This is a genomic window from Bowmanella pacifica (genome assembly GCF_014645355.1).
In the GTDB taxonomy this organism is placed as follows: domain Bacteria; phylum Pseudomonadota; class Gammaproteobacteria; order Enterobacterales; family Alteromonadaceae; genus Bowmanella; species Bowmanella pacifica.
In genome coordinates this window covers 778924-796952 of sequence record NZ_BMLS01000001.1, presented here as the reverse complement: position 1 = coordinate 796952, position 18029 = coordinate 778924, and the positions used below count along the sequence as shown (strand labels likewise).

Annotated in this window: 17 protein-coding genes; 7 read left to right on the top strand and 10 right to left on the bottom strand. The window is 52.4% G+C overall.

The window, feature by feature from the left end; translation table 11 throughout:
• Nucleotides 1-92 precede the first annotated feature (92 nt).
• Complete coding sequence (katG, locus tag IEX02_RS03130) at nucleotides 93-2318, bottom strand: catalase/peroxidase HPI (RefSeq protein WP_188690139.1); 2226 nt, start codon at nucleotides 2316-2318, stop codon at nucleotides 93-95.
• A 186-nt stretch (nucleotides 2319-2504) separates the two neighbouring features.
• On the opposite strand from katG, the gene IEX02_RS20450 reads away from it, so the two are divergent.
• Nucleotides 2505-4931, top strand: a complete 2427-nt coding sequence (locus IEX02_RS20450) for a helix-turn-helix domain-containing protein (RefSeq protein ID WP_268237375.1) — start codon at nucleotides 2505-2507, stop codon at nucleotides 4929-4931.
• Between the two features lie 24 nt (nucleotides 4932-4955).
• Here the strand turns inward: IEX02_RS20450 and IEX02_RS03120 are convergent, their stop codons facing one another.
• Together IEX02_RS03120 and IEX02_RS03115 are read right to left on the bottom strand one after the other, a co-directional pair.
• Entirely contained in the window at nucleotides 4956-5585 is a 630-nt protein-coding gene (locus IEX02_RS03120; protein ID WP_229702015.1) for a peptidylprolyl isomerase, read from the bottom strand.
• Between the two features lie 47 nt (nucleotides 5586-5632).
• Complete coding sequence (locus IEX02_RS03115) at nucleotides 5633-6082, bottom strand: MarR family winged helix-turn-helix transcriptional regulator (protein WP_188690130.1); 450 nt, start codon at nucleotides 6080-6082, stop codon at nucleotides 5633-5635.
• Between the two features lie 126 nt (nucleotides 6083-6208).
• Between IEX02_RS03115 and hppD the strand changes: the two genes are divergently transcribed.
• From hppD to IEX02_RS03085, 6 genes are all read left to right on the top strand, one after another.
• Nucleotides 6209-7279 (top strand): 4-hydroxyphenylpyruvate dioxygenase, encoded by a 1071-nt coding sequence (gene hppD, locus IEX02_RS03110; protein WP_188690126.1) that lies wholly within the window; start codon nucleotides 6209-6211, stop codon nucleotides 7277-7279.
• 18 nt (nucleotides 7280-7297) lie between these two features.
• The gene (locus IEX02_RS03105; protein WP_188690124.1) at nucleotides 7298-7846 is read left to right on the top strand and encodes a VOC family protein; all 549 of its coding nucleotides are present in this window, start codon (nucleotides 7298-7300) and stop codon (nucleotides 7844-7846) included.
• Nucleotides 7843-8850 (top strand): fumarylacetoacetate hydrolase family protein, encoded by a 1008-nt coding sequence (locus IEX02_RS03100; RefSeq protein WP_188690121.1) that lies wholly within the window; start codon nucleotides 7843-7845, stop codon nucleotides 8848-8850. The genes IEX02_RS03105 and IEX02_RS03100 overlap by 4 nt, the downstream gene beginning before the upstream one ends.
• A gap of 252 nt (nucleotides 8851-9102) precedes the next feature.
• Entirely contained in the window at nucleotides 9103-9960 is an 858-nt protein-coding gene (locus tag IEX02_RS03095; protein ID WP_188690118.1) for a hypothetical protein, read from the top strand.
• Nucleotides 9957-10427 (top strand): hypothetical protein, encoded by a 471-nt coding sequence (locus IEX02_RS03090; RefSeq protein WP_188690115.1) that lies wholly within the window; start codon nucleotides 9957-9959, stop codon nucleotides 10425-10427. The genes IEX02_RS03095 and IEX02_RS03090 overlap by 4 nt, the downstream gene beginning before the upstream one ends.
• Nucleotides 10428-10464: 37 nt before the next feature.
• Nucleotides 10465-11574, top strand: coding sequence for a substrate-binding domain-containing protein (locus tag IEX02_RS03085; protein WP_188690112.1), 1110 nt, complete (start codon nucleotides 10465-10467; stop codon nucleotides 11572-11574).
• Nucleotides 11575-11620: 46 nt separating this feature from the next.
• On the opposite strand, the gene IEX02_RS03080 is transcribed toward IEX02_RS03085, so the two are convergent.
• From IEX02_RS03080 to IEX02_RS03050, 7 genes are read right to left on the bottom strand one after another with little or no spacing between them, the layout of a single operon-like run.
• Nucleotides 11621-12556, bottom strand: coding sequence for a tetratricopeptide repeat protein (locus tag IEX02_RS03080; protein ID WP_188690110.1), 936 nt, complete (start codon nucleotides 12554-12556; stop codon nucleotides 11621-11623).
• 2 nt (nucleotides 12557-12558) lie between these two features.
• Nucleotides 12559-13536, bottom strand: coding sequence for a type II secretion system F family protein (locus IEX02_RS03075; RefSeq protein ID WP_188690108.1), 978 nt, complete (start codon nucleotides 13534-13536; stop codon nucleotides 12559-12561).
• A gap of 3 nt (nucleotides 13537-13539) precedes the next feature.
• On the bottom strand, nucleotides 13540-14508 hold the full coding sequence (locus tag IEX02_RS03070; RefSeq protein WP_188690105.1) for a type II secretion system F family protein: 969 nt from the start codon (nucleotides 14506-14508) through the stop codon (nucleotides 13540-13542).
• A 10-nt stretch (nucleotides 14509-14518) separates the two neighbouring features.
• Complete coding sequence (locus tag IEX02_RS03065; protein WP_188690104.1) at nucleotides 14519-15841, bottom strand: TadA family conjugal transfer-associated ATPase; 1323 nt, start codon at nucleotides 15839-15841, stop codon at nucleotides 14519-14521.
• A gap of 2 nt (nucleotides 15842-15843) precedes the next feature.
• Nucleotides 15844-17082, bottom strand: coding sequence for a CpaE/TadZ family protein (locus tag IEX02_RS03060; protein WP_188690101.1), 1239 nt, complete (start codon nucleotides 17080-17082; stop codon nucleotides 15844-15846).
• Between the two features lie 26 nt (nucleotides 17083-17108).
• Nucleotides 17109-17576 (bottom strand): TadE/TadG family type IV pilus assembly protein, encoded by a 468-nt coding sequence (locus tag IEX02_RS03055; protein ID WP_188690097.1) that lies wholly within the window; start codon nucleotides 17574-17576, stop codon nucleotides 17109-17111.
• Complete coding sequence (locus IEX02_RS03050; RefSeq protein WP_188690094.1) at nucleotides 17576-18022, bottom strand: TadE family protein; 447 nt, start codon at nucleotides 18020-18022, stop codon at nucleotides 17576-17578. The genes IEX02_RS03055 and IEX02_RS03050 overlap by 1 nt, the downstream gene beginning before the upstream one ends.
• Between the last annotated feature and the right edge of the window lie 7 nt (nucleotides 18023-18029).

Here is an 18029-nt window from a genome sequence, read left to right as displayed (position 1 = left end):
ATATTCCTTGATACATCGGCAAGCTGTCCTTGCCTGAAAAAAGAAGCGGCACCCAACTGTTAGTTGGAGTGCCGCTTTTTTATGCTTGAGCGTTACTGACTGTCATAGCGATCCAGTGTCATGACCTTAGTCCAGGCAGCAACAAAGTCCTGCACAAACTTCTGTTTGGCGTCGTCACTGGCATAGACCTCGGCCACTGCTCTTAGCTCGGAGTGGGAGCCGAAAATCAAATCAACCGGGGTGGCGGTCCAGCGAGCTTTGCCGGTTTTACGGTCTGACCCTTGGTACAACCCCGCCATTTTGTCTGACTTGGTCCACTTTGTAGACATATCCAGTAGGTTGATAAAGAAGTCGTTACTTAAGACGCCAGGGTTATCTGTTAGTACCCCGTGTTTGCTGTTGCCACTGTTGGCCCCCAGTACCCGCATGCCCCCAAGCAGCACCGTCATCTCAGGCACGCTCAGATTAAGTGAACTGGCCCTGTCCACCAGGCTTTCGGTTGGCGGCAGGCGACTACCGTCGCTGTAGTAGTTTCTAAACGCATCGGCCTTGGGCTCCAGCACCGCAAAAGAGGCCGTGTCGGTCTGGGCTTGACTGGCATCTACCCGGCCGGGTTTGAAGGGCACGCTAACCTGCATTCCGCCCTGCTTGGCAGCCTGTTCAATGGCGGCGGCCCCGCCCAGTACTATCAGGTCGGCCATAGAGACTTGTTTGCCGCCTTTATGCTTGCGATTAAAGTCCTTTTGCACGCCTTCGAGCTTTTTCAGTACCTTGGCCAGCGCTTTGGGCTCGTTCACTGCCCAGTCTTTTTGTGGCGCCAGTTGCAGGCGAGCGCCGTTGGCACCACCACGTAGGTCGGTGCTGCGGAAAGACGATGCTGCCGCCCAGGCGGTTTTGACCAGATCGGCAACACTGAGCTTGGTTTTCAGAATATCCATCTTGAGTTTAGCCACATCGCTGCCGTCAATCATGGCATGGTCAGCGCTGGGGAGCGGGTCTTGCCAGATCAACATCTCGGCTGGCACTTCATTGCCCAGATAGCGCGCTTTAGGGCCCATATCTCTGTGGGTGAGCTTAAACCAGGCCTTGGCAAAGGCTAGCTGATACTCGGCCGGATTTTTATGAAAACGCTCGGCAATTTTGCGGTAGGCCGGGTCAAACTTCAGGGCCAGATCCGTGGTAAACATAATAGGTGTGTGGCGTTTGGATTTGTCGTGGGCGTCTGGCACCAGCCCCTGGCCCTGACCATCTTTAGGGATCCATTGGGTGGCACCGGCCGGGCTTTTGCTTTTTACCCATTCAAAGCCAAACAGGTTATCCAGATACTGGCTGGTCCAGGCGATGGGGTTGGCCGACCAAGCGCCTTCCAGCCCACTGGTGATGGTATCTTCGGCATTGCCTTTACCGCATTTGTTTTTCCAGCCGAAGCCTTGTTCTTCTAAGCCCGCACCGGCGGGTTCTGCCTCCAGGCACTCATCGGGTTTATGGGCACCGTGGGCTTTGCCGAAAGTATGGCCGCCGGCAATCAGGGCCACGGTTTCTTCGTCATTCATGGCCATGCGACCAAAAGTTTCGCGGATGTCTTTGGCTGCCAGTAACGGATCCGGATTACCGTTGGGGCCTTCAGGATTGACATAAATCAGGCCCATTTGCACCGCTGCCAAAGGGTTTTCTAACTGGCGGTCGCCGTGGTAGCGCTTGTCATCCAGCCATTTTTGCTCCGGTCCCCAGTAAACAATATCGGCTTCCCAGTCGTCTTCACGGCCACCGGCAAAGCCAAAGGTTTTAAAGCCCATAGACTCCAATGCTACATTGCCGGTCAGCACCATCAAGTCGGCCCAGGAAATACTGCGACCATATTTTTGTTTGATGGGCCACAGCAGGCGTCTGGCTTTGTCCAGGCTGACATTATCCGGCCAAGAATTTAACGGCTCAAAGCGTTGCTGGCCGCCACCGGCCCCACCGCGACCATCGGCCACTCTGTAGGTGCCTGCACTGTGCCAGGCCATACGGATAAAAAACGGCCCGTAGTGACCATAATCCGCTGGCCACCAATCCTGGGATTGGGTCATCAGGGCTTGGATGTCGGCTTTTACCGCCTGCAAGTTAAGCTTGTTGAAAGCCTCGACGTAGTTGAAGTTATCGCCCAGCGGATTGGATTCACCGGCGTGTTGCCTCAGAGGCGCCAGGTCGAGTTTCTCCGGCCACCAGAATTGATTGGACTTGGCCATACCATCCGCCGACACCTGGGCCGATAACATCGTCAGCGAGACCGTTAAGGCAACCGCGGATACCAAGGGAATAGATTGCTTGAGCATAAATAGAACCTTTGTTATCAGATTGTTAATGTCCAGGCTAGAATATAGGCGGATTTTTTAGGTTAACCACTGAACATGCATCAGGAAAATTGATTGTGGCAATAGGCAGGCTGAATTAGTGCTGCTAGCGCCGGTGTGGACTAAATTAATGCTAGGATGGGGCCTGACTTAAGGGATAAGGATGAGATGAGCAACGCGAATCCCCAATTGCAAACCGCCCGTGAGTTGGTGGAACAAACCGGTGTACATGTGTTTCTGACCGGTAAGGCTGGCACGGGAAAAACCACCTTTCTACACGATCTTAGGATGAGCAGTCCCAAACGTATGATGGTGACTGCGCCCACAGGTGTGGCCGCTATTAATGCTGGTGGGGTGACCTTACATTCGTTTTTCCAATTGCCTTTCGGGCCTTTTGTGCTGGGCGCCAGCATGGCCGAGCACAACCGTTTCAGCAAAGAAAAGATCAATATTATTCGCAGTTTGCATCTGCTTGTAATCGACGAGATCAGCATGGTGCGGGCCGATATGCTAGACGCCGTGGATGCGGTGCTAAGGCGTTTTCGCGACCGTAACAAACCCTTTGGTGGCGTGCAGCTACTGCTGATTGGCGACCTGTTCCAGTTGCCGCCGGTGGTAAAAGACAGCGACTGGCAGTTACTTAGTGCGCACTATGCCAACCCTTACTTTTTTGCCAGTCAGGCCTTGGCGCAAAGTCAGTGGGTGCAAGTGGAATTGCAGCAGGTGTATCGTCAGTCTGATACCCGCTTTATCAATCTGCTTAATCAGGTGCGGAATAACCAATTGGACGACAGCACTCTGGCTATGCTGAATCAGCGCTACCGGCCAGACTTTCATGATGACGACTATATCGTACTAAGCACTCACAACCACAGTGCCGACAGACTGAATAATACTAAGCTGACGGCCTTGTCCGGTGATATGCAGTATTTTGAAGCACGGGTGAGTGGTGACTATCCAGAGCAAAGTTATCCGGCCGCCCCTCAACTGGCGCTCAAAGTGGGCGCGCAGGTGATGTTTATTCGCAACGATCAGGGCGAGCAAAGACGCTTCTTTAATGGCAAACGCGGTGTGGTGACCCGTATGCAGGCCGATAAGGTTTGGGTGCAATGTGCCGGCGAAAGTGAGCCGATTGAAGTGGATGTAGCCACCTGGGAAAACATTAAGTATGGCCTGGATGATGCGCAGCAGATAAGTGAAGAGGTGCTGGGGAGCTTTAGCCAACTTCCCCTGCGTTTGGCCTGGGCCATCACCATACATAAAAGCCAGGGACTGACCTTTGATAAAGCCATTATTGATGGTCAGGCGGCTTTTTCTCATGGTCAGATTTATGTGGCGTTAAGTCGTTGCCGCAGTTTAGATGGCTTGGTGCTGCAAAGTCCGCTGCGTGCAGAAAGCGTGCGCTGTGATGCGCTAATCAGCCATTTCAGCCAGCATTGTCCGGTCCCCGACACCGCAATGTTGGTGGAAGCGAAGCGTTGGTATCAACAATCGTTGCTGCTGGAGAGCTTTGATTTCAATTCTCTGGGCCAAGCCTTGAACCGTCTGCAAAGAGAGCTAGGCGACGCCGGTGAGCGGGTGCAAAGTAGTAATGGTGTGGCCTTGCCCGAGTTAGCTCAGGCCGTGCAACAGGCGGTGGTGATGGTGGCGGTAAAATTCCAGCGTCAGTTGCAAAGCTTGTTTACCAGTGGGCAGATACCACAGCAGCATACTGCGCTGCAGGAGCGTGTTGCTAAGGCTGGGCCTTATTTCGCTAACGCCTTAGCGCCCTTGGTTAAGTGGCGACAAGATTTTCACTATTCCACCGATAATAAACAGACCAACAAGCAAGTTAAAAATGCCTTGGCGCGGCTGGATAGAGAGCTGGCGGATAAGCAGGCCATTGTTGCCTGTAGCTGCCGTGGTTTTAACCTGATGGCGTGGTTGGACGCACTCGCCAAGGCAGCGATTGAAGAAGCCAAAAGCGCCGCCAGTAAGGCGAAATCCGTGGTGGAATTGAGCCCGGATGATTTGGCGCATCCGGCCTTGTTTCAACGTTTGCGGGACTGGCGAGCCGAACAGGCCGAAACGCAGCAAGTGCCGGCTTATCGGGTCGCGCACCAGCAAGTGTTATTGCAAATCGCCAATAGTTTACCTGGCAGTCGGCAAAGCTTACTTAAGGTACATAAAGTGGGCCCTGGCACGGTGGAAAAATATGGTCAGGCCCTACTTAATCTGGTGGCGGACTATTGCGCAGAACAGGGGATTGAAACCGATCCGCTTTTACCTGCGGTATCTTCAGGTGAAGACAAGGGAGAGGAAAAGGGCGAAAAGCCTTCCACTCAGGCTATTACCCTGGCGCTTTACCGCGAAGGCTTAAATTTGGTGCAGATCGCAGAGCAGCGCGGCTTGGTGACTGGCACTGTGGCCGGTCATTTATGTCAATATATTCAATCCGGTGAAATCCAGGTGCAGGAAATGCTTCCTGCTGAGCGAATTGATGCGATTCGCCGTGCGGCTGATGCGCAGCCGGATACTAGCCTGAAGGCCATAAAAGACGCCTTGGGTGAGGAGTTTAGCTGGGATGAAATCAAGCTGGCCCTGGCGGCACCCTGAGCGTCGCCACAGGCCACCTGCGATTTATTGTGGAAGTAAATCGGCTTTAGTTATAGATATCGGCTCTGCCAAAATCTGTCCGTCTACATAATCATCCTGGCCGGTGCTGACGCCCTGCAACGCATTGATTTTACGCACCACATCCATACCGCTTACCACCCGGCCAAAGGCCGCAAAACCCTGGCCGTCGGGGTTGCGTTTGGCACCATAATCTAACGCGGGTTGGTCGCCCACGCAGATAAAAAAGTCGCTACCACCGCCGGTACCAGGCTCTGCCCGGGCGATGGATAAGGTGCCATCCAGATGTTTCAGACCAGTCTGCTTGGTGGTCTCATGGGCAATAGGGGTTCTGCGCTGCGCGCCGTCTTTTAACCCGGCCTGAATTACTGAGATAACCGGCGTGCCGTGGTCATTATCAGGCCTGACCACGCGATGGAAACCAAGCTGGTTATCAAACAGCCCTTGCTGTACGTAGGCCAGAAAGTCCCCGGCAGACAGCGGGGCTTTATCCATATACAGCTCCACCTGAATATTACCCATGGATGTTTCCAGCATAACCTGTGGATTGGTGGCGGTGTTGGCAGACGCGGCCCCGGCGATAATCATACAAAGCCAGGTAAAGCGGGTTAAAAGCAAAGACCAGAATTGATGCATGCTGATTCCTTATGATGTGTCAGAGCAAGGTCAGAAATGACCCGGCATTACTTGAGGATTACATTGTCCAGGTGGTTGAACAGCTTATCCATGTTTTCAATTTCATCATGACTGAGCTCGGCAATCAGGCGTCGTTCATACTCAAGGGCAATGGGCACCACTTCTTCGTATAGGGCCTGGCCGGATTCAGACAGAGATAAAGCAAAGCGGCGGTTGTCGCTACTGTCCTGATTTTTTTCCAGTCGCTGCTTATCTAGCAGTTTTTTCACCGCTCTGGAGACAGCCACTTTGTCCATGGCGGTGCGTTGGACTATTTCAGCGGCGGACAGCGGCATGCCCTCGCCAAGTACCGCCAGAATGCGCCATTCGGGGATGCTCAGGTCAAAGCGCTGACTGTACTGAGCAGCCAGTGCCTGAGAGATCTTGTTCGACAAAGTGGTCAGCCGGTAAGGCAGGAAACGCTGCAACAGCAGTGGAGAGTTTGGTTTACAGGGCAAGTTCGGGCTCCGCCATTGTCAGTGGTTTCAATTGAAACTAATATGCTTTCAACTGAAACAATACTATTGGGTAACAACCTAAGAGGTTGCCCAAAAAGCAGCAAAGTGTAAATAAGGGGGATTGAGATGGCGGATTTGTTTGAAAACCCAATGGGCCTGGATGGCTTTGAATTCGTCGAGTTCACCGCACCGCAAAAAGGTGTGCTGGAACCGGTATTCGAGGCCATGGGCTTCACTAAGGTAGCAAGACACAAATCCAAGGATGTGGAATTGTGGCGTCAGGGCGATATTAATTTTATTACTAACTACGAGCCCAAGAGCCACGCCCATTACTATGCTATCGAGCATGGCCCATCCGCCTGTGGTATGGCATTTAGGGTAAAAGACTCGCAAAAGGCCTATGCCGCCGCACTGAAAAAAGGTGCGCAGCCAGTCGACACGCAAACCGGTGCCATGGAGCTGCGCTTACCGGCCATTAAAGGTATTGGCGGCGCGAATTTGTATCTGATAGACCGTTATCAGGAAGGCCAGACCATCTACGATATCGACTTTAACTGGATTGAAGGGGTTGACCGTCACCCCGAGGGCTGTGGTTTCCATACGCTAGATCACCTGACCCACAACGTATACCGCGGCCGCATGCAGTATTGGGCAGATTACTACGCTAACCTGTTTAACTTCCGCGAAATCCGCTACTTCGACATCAAGGGTGAATACACCGGCTTGTTGTCTAAAGCTATGACGGCACCGGACGGCAAAATCCGTATTCCGCTCAATGAAGAAGCCAGTGCCGGCGGCCAGATCGAAGAATTCCTGATGAAGTACAACGGTGAAGGCATTCAGCACATTGCTTTTGCTTGTGATGATTTGCTGGCTTGTTGGGATAAGCTCAAAAAGCAAGGCGTGAAGTTTATGACCGCGCCGCCTGCTACTTATTATCAAATGTTGGAAGAGCGTTTGCCGGGGCACGGTGAACCGGTAGACCAATTACAGGCTCGTGGCATTTTGTTGGATGGCACCACTGAAGGTGGCCAGCCGCGTTTGTTGCTGCAAATCTTCTCAGAAACCGTGCTTGGTCCGGTGTTCTTTGAGTTTATTCAGCGCAAGGAAGATGAAGGTTTCGGCGAAGGTAACTTTAAGGCGCTGTTTGAGTCTATCGAGCGCGACCAGGTTGCTCGCGGTGTGGTGGGTAAATAACCGGCATAAGGATTTATCATGAAAATTCAACGCATTCATCATGTGGCGTACCGCTGCAAAGACGCTAAGCAAACCGTGGAGTTTTACCGCGACCTGTTGGATATGGAGTTTTTGCTGGCCATTGCTGAAAATGAAGTGCCTTCCACCAAGGCGCCGGATCCCTATATGCACGTGTTCCTGGATGCTGGGCAGGGCAATGTACTGGCATTTTTTGAACTGCCTAACTCGCCAGATATGGACCGCGACCAGAATACCCCAGCCTGGGTACAGCATATTGCCTTTGAAGTGGCGTCCATGGACGAGTTGCTGGCGGCTAAGGAACGTCTGGAAAATGCCGGTCTGAAGGTACTGGGCCCCACCGAGCACACTATCTTTAAGTCCATTTATTTCTTTGATCCTAACGGTCATCGTATTGAGCTGGCGGCCAACACGGCCAAGCCCGGTATGTTGGAAGAGTTAAAACGCGTGGCCCCGGCCATGCTGGATGAATGGGCACAAACCAAAAAAGCCCCCAAACATGCAGCCTGGTTGCATGGTGAAGGTGAATTTCCCGGAGGTAACGCATGAAGCTGGCCAGTCTGAACGCCGGTCGTGACGGCAAACTGGTATTGGTCAGTCGCGACCTGAGCCGTATGGTATCGGTCAGTGATATTGCCCCGACCTTGCAATTTGCCCTGGATAACTGGCGCGAGTTGCATGGTGCTTTGTTAGCGCGCTATGAGGCCCTGGAAAGCGGCAGTATCAGTGCCGAGCCCTTTAATCAGGCCGACTGTGCCTCGCCCCTACCACGGGCTTATCATTGGGCCGACGGTAGCGCTTATGTGAACCACGTAGAGCTGGTGCGTAAGGCCCGTAACGCAGAGATGCCCGAGACCTTCTGGACCGACCCGCTGATGTATCAGGGTGGTTCGGATACCTTCCTGGCACCGCGCGCACCGGTATTAATGCCGCAAAGCGAAGGCTTTGGTATCGACTTTGAAGCCGAAATTGCGGTGATTGTGGATGATGTGCCTATGGGCGTATCGCCTGAACAGGCGCTGTCATATATCCGCTTGGTGATGCTGGTCAATGATGTGTCGCTGCGTGGCCTGATCCCGGCCGAGCTGGCCAAAGGTTTTGGTTTTTATCAGTCCAAACCTTCAAGTGCATTCAGCCCGGTTTGCGTGACCCTGGATGAGCTGGGTGACGCCTGGCAGGCCGGTAAACTGCATCTGCCGCTGCTGTCGCATTTAAACGGCGAGCTATTTGGTAAGCCCAATGCAGGGGTGGATATGACCTTCCACTTCGGTCAGTTGATTGCCCATGCGGCGAAAACCCGTCCACTGGTGGCTGGCACTATCATCGGCTCAGGCACGGTATCTAACAAGCTTAACGATGGCCCCGGCAAGCCGGTCAGCGAAGGTGGCGTAGGCTATAGCTGTATTGCCGAAATCCGCATGATTGAAACTATTCAGCAAGGCAAACCCAGCACGCCCTTTATGGACTTCGGTGACAATATTCAGATTGAAATGCTGGATAACAACGGCCAGTCTATTTTTGGTCGTATTGAGCAGGTTGTACAGAAAGCCTGATTGCAGTGGTTATCTTGAAAAAGCGCCAACCTTTGGCGCTTTTTTTGTCCTACCGAGAACCATATTCCCCCGAAAGTCACGCAAAACACCAAGTTGACTAGCATCATACCAAGCGCGCGTATCAATGCAGGGCGTCATAGCTCGCAAACCTTGCCATAGCAGCCTAAGCCATGGATACTAGTGCTAAGTATTGTTAAATCAATATCTTACTTGTGCCTCTTTGTTAGTATGTAAGCTTGAGGTGCTTTTAGCATGGAGCTACCCCTCTCAGCCTGGCTGAACAACAAGGCGTGCACCTGCTGTTTAGATGACCCACCTGTTGATTATTTTGAGCCAGACATGAATACCCATTCCTTGCCAAAGATGCTGAAGAAGCTGTTTCGCCTGAGTGCTGATGGCACGCAAATAAGTTTGCACACCAAAAGAGGTGTGATGACAAGCTTATTGGCGGTGATTATGTTGATATTGTGTTTACCGTCGGTGCTACTGAGCCTGGTGCTTGACGGCAATGACAGAATCTTCTTTATTGCTACGGCTTTACTCAGTGGCGCTGCCTGCTTGTATCTTTTTAGTCAATCGCATCGGCTGGTCTTAGATCGAGTCGCGAATCAGCTGTTTTATCAACGTGCTTGGTGGTGGAAAACACCGCAGGCTGACAGGGTTCAAAAAGCCGATGGGGTTGAAGTACTGCTGACCCGCAGTGGCAATAGCAATAGTCTGCAAATCGGCATTTTAAACGAGTTATATGTATTTGAGCGCCCCGACGATGCATTTTTGGCAATGGGATTTTTAAAGCAGCACTTTAACCTTGTGTTGCTTGAGCAAGTCAGTGACTGGCCGCACAAACACCCCTGGTCAGATAACGATGCCCAGCCTGCTGGCGAGGGGCGCCACAGTGAGCAAGAACAGCGTGAGCAACAGCATAGCGAACAAGGGCAAAGCGAGAAAGATCCCAGTGAACAAGCGTCCCAAGCTGTTATTGAGTCAGCATTGCGAAGAACCGGGGACGTTGTACCCATTTGGTCCCGAGCGGCATTGATAAAGCTGGCGTTACCTGTACCGGTGTTTGCCCTTCTGGCGTTGTTGTTTGAATGGGGGGTATTGTCATGAACTTTAAGGTGCATTCACCACGACGGGCCCGTTATCAACAACATTTTCTGGTACGCTTTATGTTAAGTGGGCTGGGCGCAATATTTCTGTCTGCCGGGGCGTTAAATATTTATTTTGCCGCCAGCCCTGGCGGCCTGCCGTTTTGGGCTATCGGGTTAATCACTGCGTTAGGTTGGCATGCTACCTTCGCCCGTTTCTGGGTCGGTATCGATCTGGATAAAGACCATATTGTGCTTAAAGCCTCCAGCCTCTATCCGATATTTTGTCGCGAGTATGGGCTAAGCCAGGTGTTAGGATTTCGTGTTATTTGCCAAAGCAGTAGATCACAGCCCTATCAAGTCGTGATGGTGTGTAAAAATGGCGAACAGGCGACTGTTTGCAGCTTCCGCCACCGCGCTGATGCTAAGCATGTTGCGCAGCAGTTTTCAGACTTTACTCGCCTGCCGCTCACAATGGATATGAGTTAGCCGTTTAGCCTGACTGGCTAACGGTTTTAGGCTAAAGTTGTGGTATGGCGCACTTACTTCCATTCCTGTCTTGATTCGTACCTTCCTGTTCGTCATTGTGTTGGTGTTAAATTGGAGCATTCCTCGCTCGGTTCTGGCCGCAGAATCCCCACATATCCTGTTTATTAATCCCGGTTCTGCCGAAGGGGATCAAACCGGCGTGTTCTGGGCGACGGTGAGTCAGTTTATGCTGGCAGCGGCTGAGGATCTGAATCTGCAACTGAGCATTGAGTATGCCGACAGAGACAGACTCAAATTGGTTGAGTTGTTACGCCAAGGAATTGCACGTCGACCTGATTATTTATTGCTGGTTAATGAAAATGCCGTATTGGATCAGCATGTGGCGCTACTGGAAAGTGGTGGTATTCCTTACTTTTTGGTTAACAATGATTTTCTTGTCGCACCTAAGCAGCCCCATCCCAGGCATTATCTGGGAGCCTTAACTGCCGATTTGTCGGATACCGGCTTTCAAATGATTTCGGCGCTACTTGCCGAAGATAGCCGCAGGCCACTGAGGTTATTGGCCATTAATGGTGATCGGCATTCGTCTTCGTCCAAGGCCCGTACCTTAGGTATGCAGCGTGCTTTACAGCAACATAAAGACGCCATTCAACTGGTGTATCAGGATTTTGGTAACTGGTCACAGAATGAGGCTTACCGGCTGGCGAATGCGCTGTTCTCCCGCGCTGTGCAGGTGGATGCGGTGTGGGCAGCCAATGATCCTATGGCCTTTGGTGCAGCCAAGGCTGCCAGTGATGCAGGCCTGCAGGGCACTATTCACTATGTTGGAATAAACTGGGACAACATTCCGGCCAATATACCAGCAAGCTATATCAGCTTTGGCGGCCACGTTACCCTGGGTAGTCTGGCGCTGGTCATGCTGGATGAACACTTTGCCGGATTGCGTGAGTTAACCCCCGATAGTCCCACGGTGCTGCCGATTTCGGTCAGTAATCAATCTGCTCAGGCGCAGGCGGTAATTGAAATTATGCATACCAAGGGTTTTGCAGCCATTGACTATCAGCAGCTCAGCCGTCGTTACCGTTTAGCACCATTGCCAATGACCATTGCCTCACTGGCCGCCACATTGGAACAAAAGCGCCAATAAAAAAAGAGCCCGGGCGGGCTCTTGGTGGTGGAACCTTGCATTCCCCTCAGTGGATGCCGACGCTTGCCAGATTCATTCTCACATCGGCGAGGTTTTCCTGAGCCAGTTCATAATATTTGGGCGACTTTTCGATGGCTTGCTGAAGAAAATAGCTGGCTTCTTCGTAGCGCCCTTCCAGTTTTAGGAAATACCCCAGATCGTTGTAGGCTTGCTCCTCCGGCATCACCTGTTTGAAGTTTTGCAGTGCGCGGCTGTATTGCCCCTGACGGATGTTTACCAGCCCCAGATTGGCCCAGGCGCGGTGGAAGTTGGGTTGGACATTGATGGCCTGCTGGTAATACTGACTGGCCTGCACAAAATTTCCGTCCAGATAGAAAGAGTAACCCAGGTTGGATAGCAGCAGCGCGGAGTCTGGCGTTTGTGCCAGTGCCAGTTGCAGCAAGTCACGTGCCTGTTGATGCTGACCGCGCACATCATAGAGCACCGCCAGGGCGTTGTAGGCCATCACCGGGGACTGGGCGTCAAGCGTTACCCAGGTATCAGGTTCGCTTTGGTGTAAGCGTTGCTGGTCCAATATCACAGCGCGGGTCAGGGTTGATTCTGCTTCGGCACTGTTGCGCTCTTTAAGCTGCCAAATACCCAGTTGGGCCAAAGCGCCGATATGGTCGGGGGCCAGCGTCAGGGTTTGTTTAAATGCCCGTTCGGCCAGTTTGCTGTTGCCCAGGTACATATGCATCTGGCCAATGTTGTACAGGGTTGGTGCATCATCGGGCTTGAGGTTCAGCGCTTCGATATACATCAACAACGCTTTGCCATAGTCTTCACGTTGAGCGGCTAGCTCTGCCTGGGCGAACAAGGCCTGGCCCTGCTGCTGGTTAGTCATGGCGTCGGTCTGACGGCTGAGATTGCTACTGGCGCTGCAACCAGACAAAACCAATGCAGCAAAGAGAGTAGTGATTAAGCTGTGATGTAGTTTGTTCATAATTAAAATGCCTTATGCCAGATGTTCATGATTTTCAGAGTTGCCGGACCAATAGCGACGATGAAAAACGACGGCCAGATGCAAAACATCATAGGGAAAATCAGTTTTACCCCTAACTTGGCCGCTTTTTCTTCCGCTTCTTGTAAGCGTTTGTCGCGATATTCGGCTGCATAGACTCTCAAGGTTTCGGCGATGCCGGTGCCCAGTTTCAGGCTTTGCACTATGACGGAGTTCAAGCCACGAATGTCTTCCAGGCCGGTACGATTTGAAAACTCCTTCAGGGCCTGCTGTATAGAAATCCCCACCCGTACCTTGCTGCAGACCAAGTTGATTTCATGTGACAAGTCAGGGTGGGCCATTTGCAGCTCTTTACCCACTCGGGCGAAGGACTCCAGCAGACCAAGGCCGGACTCGCTGCATACCACCAACAAGTCCAGCGCATCGGGGAAATAGCGACGTAAGTTGTTCATACGACGTTGGGCTGCTTTACGCAGTGCCATACGTGGCAGCAGGTAGGACAGGCCTAAGATCAGCGCTACCAGATAGATGGCCAGCGTGGTACTCATCTGTGGAAACTGTTCAAACAAGGCCAGCGCGCCAAACAATGCCAGCAGCATGCTGACGAGCCTGATGGCGTAGTACACCTTCAAGGCATTTTCGGAATGAAAGCCCGCGTGAATCAGCAAATTACGGCTGGTGGTATCGGTGGCCAAACGCTGGCTGAGCATGGGCAAGTCACCAAGCTTAGCCAGGTTGTGTTCGAGGAATTTCTTATAGTCCACCCCTTCGTCGGTCTGATGGGACTCGCCCTGGATCAGACGCTGTAGGTGCTGGCGTACCGGTGAGTAGGTACCGCTGGTTAGGTAGTAAAGGGCCATGGCCAGGGTAATACCCGCCGCAGCGGAAATGACATAGATGATGATTTCAATCAGCTTCTGGTCATGGGTAAAGTTGTACAACAGGCTTTGTAGCAGTTCCATGATTCATACCTCGATCTGTAACAGCTTCCTGACCCAAGCGACTCCCAGCAGCATGCCGATTAAGCCCCATTGCAGCAGTTGCTGGCCGTTGGGGGTAAGCAGCAGCTCCATAACATAGCGGGGAGATGTGATATACAGCAGCGCAAACAGGGCAAAGGGCAGCAGCACCAGGATCCAGCCTGACAAGCGCCCTTCGGCCGATAAGGTACGAATGCGGCGCTTAAAGCTGAAACGCTGACGGATAATTTTGCTGAGGTTTTCAATGTTTTCTGCCAGATTTCCGCCGGTTTCTTTCTGAATATTGACCGCGCTGGCAAAGGCAATGGCCGAGGTGCTGGGCACCCGGTGGATAAAATACAGCAGGGCGGTTTTCAGATCTGCGCCGAAGTTGATGCGATGAAACAGATAAGACATTTCCTTGGACAGCTCGCCCTGCAGTTCTTCGCATACCAGCTTCAGCGCATCGTTAAAGGCATATCCCGCCTGCAGGCCGCGCTTCATCACATCCAGTGCCTCAGGAAATTGGGCCTCAATTTGCTCCAGTCGGCGGTCAATCTGACGACCGAGTCTGAATTTGAACATCATCACCAGACTGAGCATCAGCGTCAGACATACCGGCAGACTTTGGGTCAGGGCCCAGGCTCCCATGGTAGTCAGCAGAGTGATTGATAAGGCCAGCAGCAGGTATTCGTGACCTAGCATACGGGAGCCGCCCAGTTCGAGCTTGTAGGTTATTTCCTTAATCCAACTGATGGATTCCAGCGCGGCTCGAACCGAAGACAGATTGTTCAATCTGTTGTTAAGCAGCAACATGCCATGCTCGGCCTGCTTGTCGCGGCTCAATTCTGCCAGTTGGCGTTTCAGAGTCCGGCTGTCTGCGCGCTGTGGGTTGTATACCGACACAAATAACATTTGTGAGAGCAGGACCACTGACACAAATACCAGGGCAAAGAAAATCAGTTCTGGTCTCATGACAAACTCCTCAGAAATGTATCATGCTGCTGACGCCAAAAATGCTGTGGGGCAGGTCAATGCCCTTGGCAACCAGCTTGCGTTGAAACACAGGGATCACACCGGTGGCCCGGTAGTGCCCTTTGATATTGCCTTGTTCGTTCCGTCCTTCGCGCTCGAAGGTGAATAACTCCGACATGGTGATTACCTCACCTTCCATGCCGGTGACTTCCTGAATACTGGTGATGCGGCGACGGCCGTCTTCCTGACGTTGCAGTTGCACGACCAGGTCTATGGCGGAGGCAATCTGGGTGCGGATATTGCGCACCGGCATATCAAAGCCGCCCATACAGACCATATTCTCCAGCCTACCCAGCGCATCCCGGGGGCTATTAGCATGTAAGGTGGTGAGTGAGCCTTCGTGACCGGTATTCATGGCCGACAGCATATCGATGGCTTCGCTGCCCCTGACCTCGCCGATAACGATGCGATCCGGACGCATACGCAGGCAGTTTTTTACCAGATCGCGCTGGGTCACTTCACCGCGCCCTTCTATGTTGGTGGGGCGGGTTTCCAGTCTTACGGTGTGGGGTTGTTGTAGCTGCAATTCGGCGGAGTCTTCAATGGTGATAATCCGCTCGTCACGGGGAATATAGCCGGACAAGATGTTCAGCATGGTGGTTTTGCCGCTGCCGGTACCGCCGGAGATCAGCACATTTAATTTGCCGGTAACCGCGGCGCTGAGCAGTTTGTCCATATCTGCGGTCATCGAGCCGTAGTCAATCAACTGCTGGGCGTTGAGCTTATCCACGGTAAAGCGGCGGATAGATAAGCTGGGGCCATCCAGCGCCAGGGGCGGAATAATGGCATTAACCCGGCTACCATCTTTGAGACGGGCGTCTACCATAGGGGAAGACTCATCCACCCGGCGACCAACACTGGAGACGATACGGTCGATGATATTCAGCAGGTGGTGGTTATCCTGAAAACTTACCGGCACACGCTCCAACTTGCCGCATCGCTCCACAAAAATATTGTCATGACCGTTAACCAGAATGTCGGAAACTTCCGGATCCGCCAGCAGGGTTTCCAATGGTCCCAGGCCGAGGATCTCATCCAGCACCAATTTGGTGATCAGGGTGCGAATCTCCAAATTAACCGGGCGGGGGAGTTCGTTGAGCAGATTGTTGCAGCAATCACGAATTTGTTTGCGTGCGGTGTCCTTGTCCATTCTGTCCAGTACCGACAAGTCCAGCAGGCTTAACACTTGAGTAAACAGCTGATGTTTAATCCCCAGCTCGGTTGGTGTGAGGGTGGGCAAGGGCTGATTAATGGCTTTGGGCATAATGTTCATAATTACCTCCCCATCAACCGGCCAAACAGACCGGTGGATTTTTTGCTGGATTGGACTTTGAAGGGAAAGACCGCATCCACAACCTGTTGCAGATCACGGACCAGATTACGGTTGTCCTGCAGTTTGCTCAGCGGGGTTCCCAGATCGGTATGTAAATTGGCGGCCTGGTAGTTGTTGGCCACATGGAAGATGGAATTCAGACCGATAACTTTTTCTACATCGGCGTGGGTGATCTCCTGGTTACCTTTCTGGTAGCGATTGATGACCAGATGAATTTTATTGGCATCTACCCCCATCTGTTGGCGCAGGTATTGAATCAACACCTTCGCTTCCCGCAGGCACGCGACATTCAGTTGTACTACCACCAGAAAGAGGCTGGTCATCTCAATGATGGGGACGGTGTGAGATTCTATGCCCTTGGACAGATCGACCAGCAGCAGGTCAAAGTTACTGCGAATTTTCCACAGCAGTTGTTGGGTACGTTCACTGCGCTGCTGACCAAATTGCTCAAGTCTGGCAAAGGGGCGATTGCTGAGCAGATTGAGATTGTCTTTTTTGGTCATCATGGACTTAATCGCGGTATCGTCCAGTCGCTCCAGTTCTTCTAACGCATCATTAATGCTGTATTGGCTTTGCACACCCAGCATGTGCGACAGCGAGCCGAAATTGTAATCGGCATCAAACATTGCTATGTGTCGATCGCTCCCCTGACTACAAAGCTCTCCTAAGCTGCAGGTCAGGAAGCTGGCACCGCTCCCGGCCTTGCCGTTAATGACGGAGATAATAGGTGCCTGGCGGCCATGCTGCTGATGCTCGGCGGCAAGATCACGCAAGGCGTTAAGGAGTTCGGGATCCACCTGACTAGGGGGAATGATATCCCGCACATTGAATTTCACGGCCTGACGGACGGTGTCATTGTCCATATCTTCGCCGATTAACAGCAAGTGCTGACAATGACGAGACAGTGACGACAGCTGTTCGGCTACCTGGCTGGCATCCGCCGGACACACCAGAATCGCCGCCTGATAGCTTTGGGACTGTTCGGGCAGGTTGGCATAAAAATCCGCATTGAGATTTTCGGTACTGCCAAGGTGTGATTGCAGTGCATTTAAAGCATCTGGCGCCTGGCATACCACCAGTATCGACAAGGGCGCTGCCAGCTTCATGCGGTTATTACGCATTTGCATGGCGAGCTGCTTTTGACTCAGGTCGATGATGCGGTTTTCTGTTGGGTAAGTCATGATAAAACCTCACTTTCCTGTTCAAATCAGGCGGTTGCCTGGCATTGCGTATAGCCATACCGGGTGACCCCCAGGCTTTCGCGCGGCAAGGTGGCGCTAAAGCTGGGGGAGTTAAGTTGAATGCTCAGTCCAGGGATCAACAAATCAAAGCTGTAGTTGATTATCTCGGCCCGGACTAAACGGATTTCGCTGAATTTACTGGCCTGGCTGCCATCAAAATTTAAGTACTGAATTTTCAAATTGGCCGCGCTCAGGTTGGGTACCAATGGCTGATTATCAAAGGCCGCGGCGGCCAGCATATCGGCATGAGGTTGCATGGCATCGCGATCAAGGTCGCAGACCACGGCTAATCTGGCGGTGCGTCTGGATGCTTCAGCCAGTACATTCCAAGTGAAAAACAAACGGCCGACTTCCAGCACACTAAACAGTGTGATGAAGAACACTGTACCTACCAGAGCAAACTCTACGGAATACACGCCTTGCTGATGTTTCATCACAGCGCCCTCATGGTGTAGTTGGCAACCAAGGGAAAATCCAGCGACATACCTTGTCCATCGGGATCGAACAGGTTGCTGGCAAAGATGGGTTGCCAGGGGTAACTGACACTGATGCTGACCAAATCACCACTGCTGCTGTAAGTAATGACGGCATTGTTCAGATTGGGCAGCAGCAACTGGTTGCTGGTCAGGTCGCCGTAGCGCAGTAATTTCTCTGTTCTGGTCTTGTTGTCGTCGGTCAATTCAATAATGCCGGTGGTGCCGGGTCTGGCGTTGTTACTCAGATAGCGGCCGGCATCACGCACTGCCTGGGTCAGAATGTTGTATTGATAGAGCAGGCGACCAAACTCGGCAACGGCAAAGATCAGCAGGAACATCAATGGTGCTGCCAGGGTGTACTCGATGGCAGCGAAGCCGGCTTGTTTGTGAGTTTGATTTTGCATTTTGCGC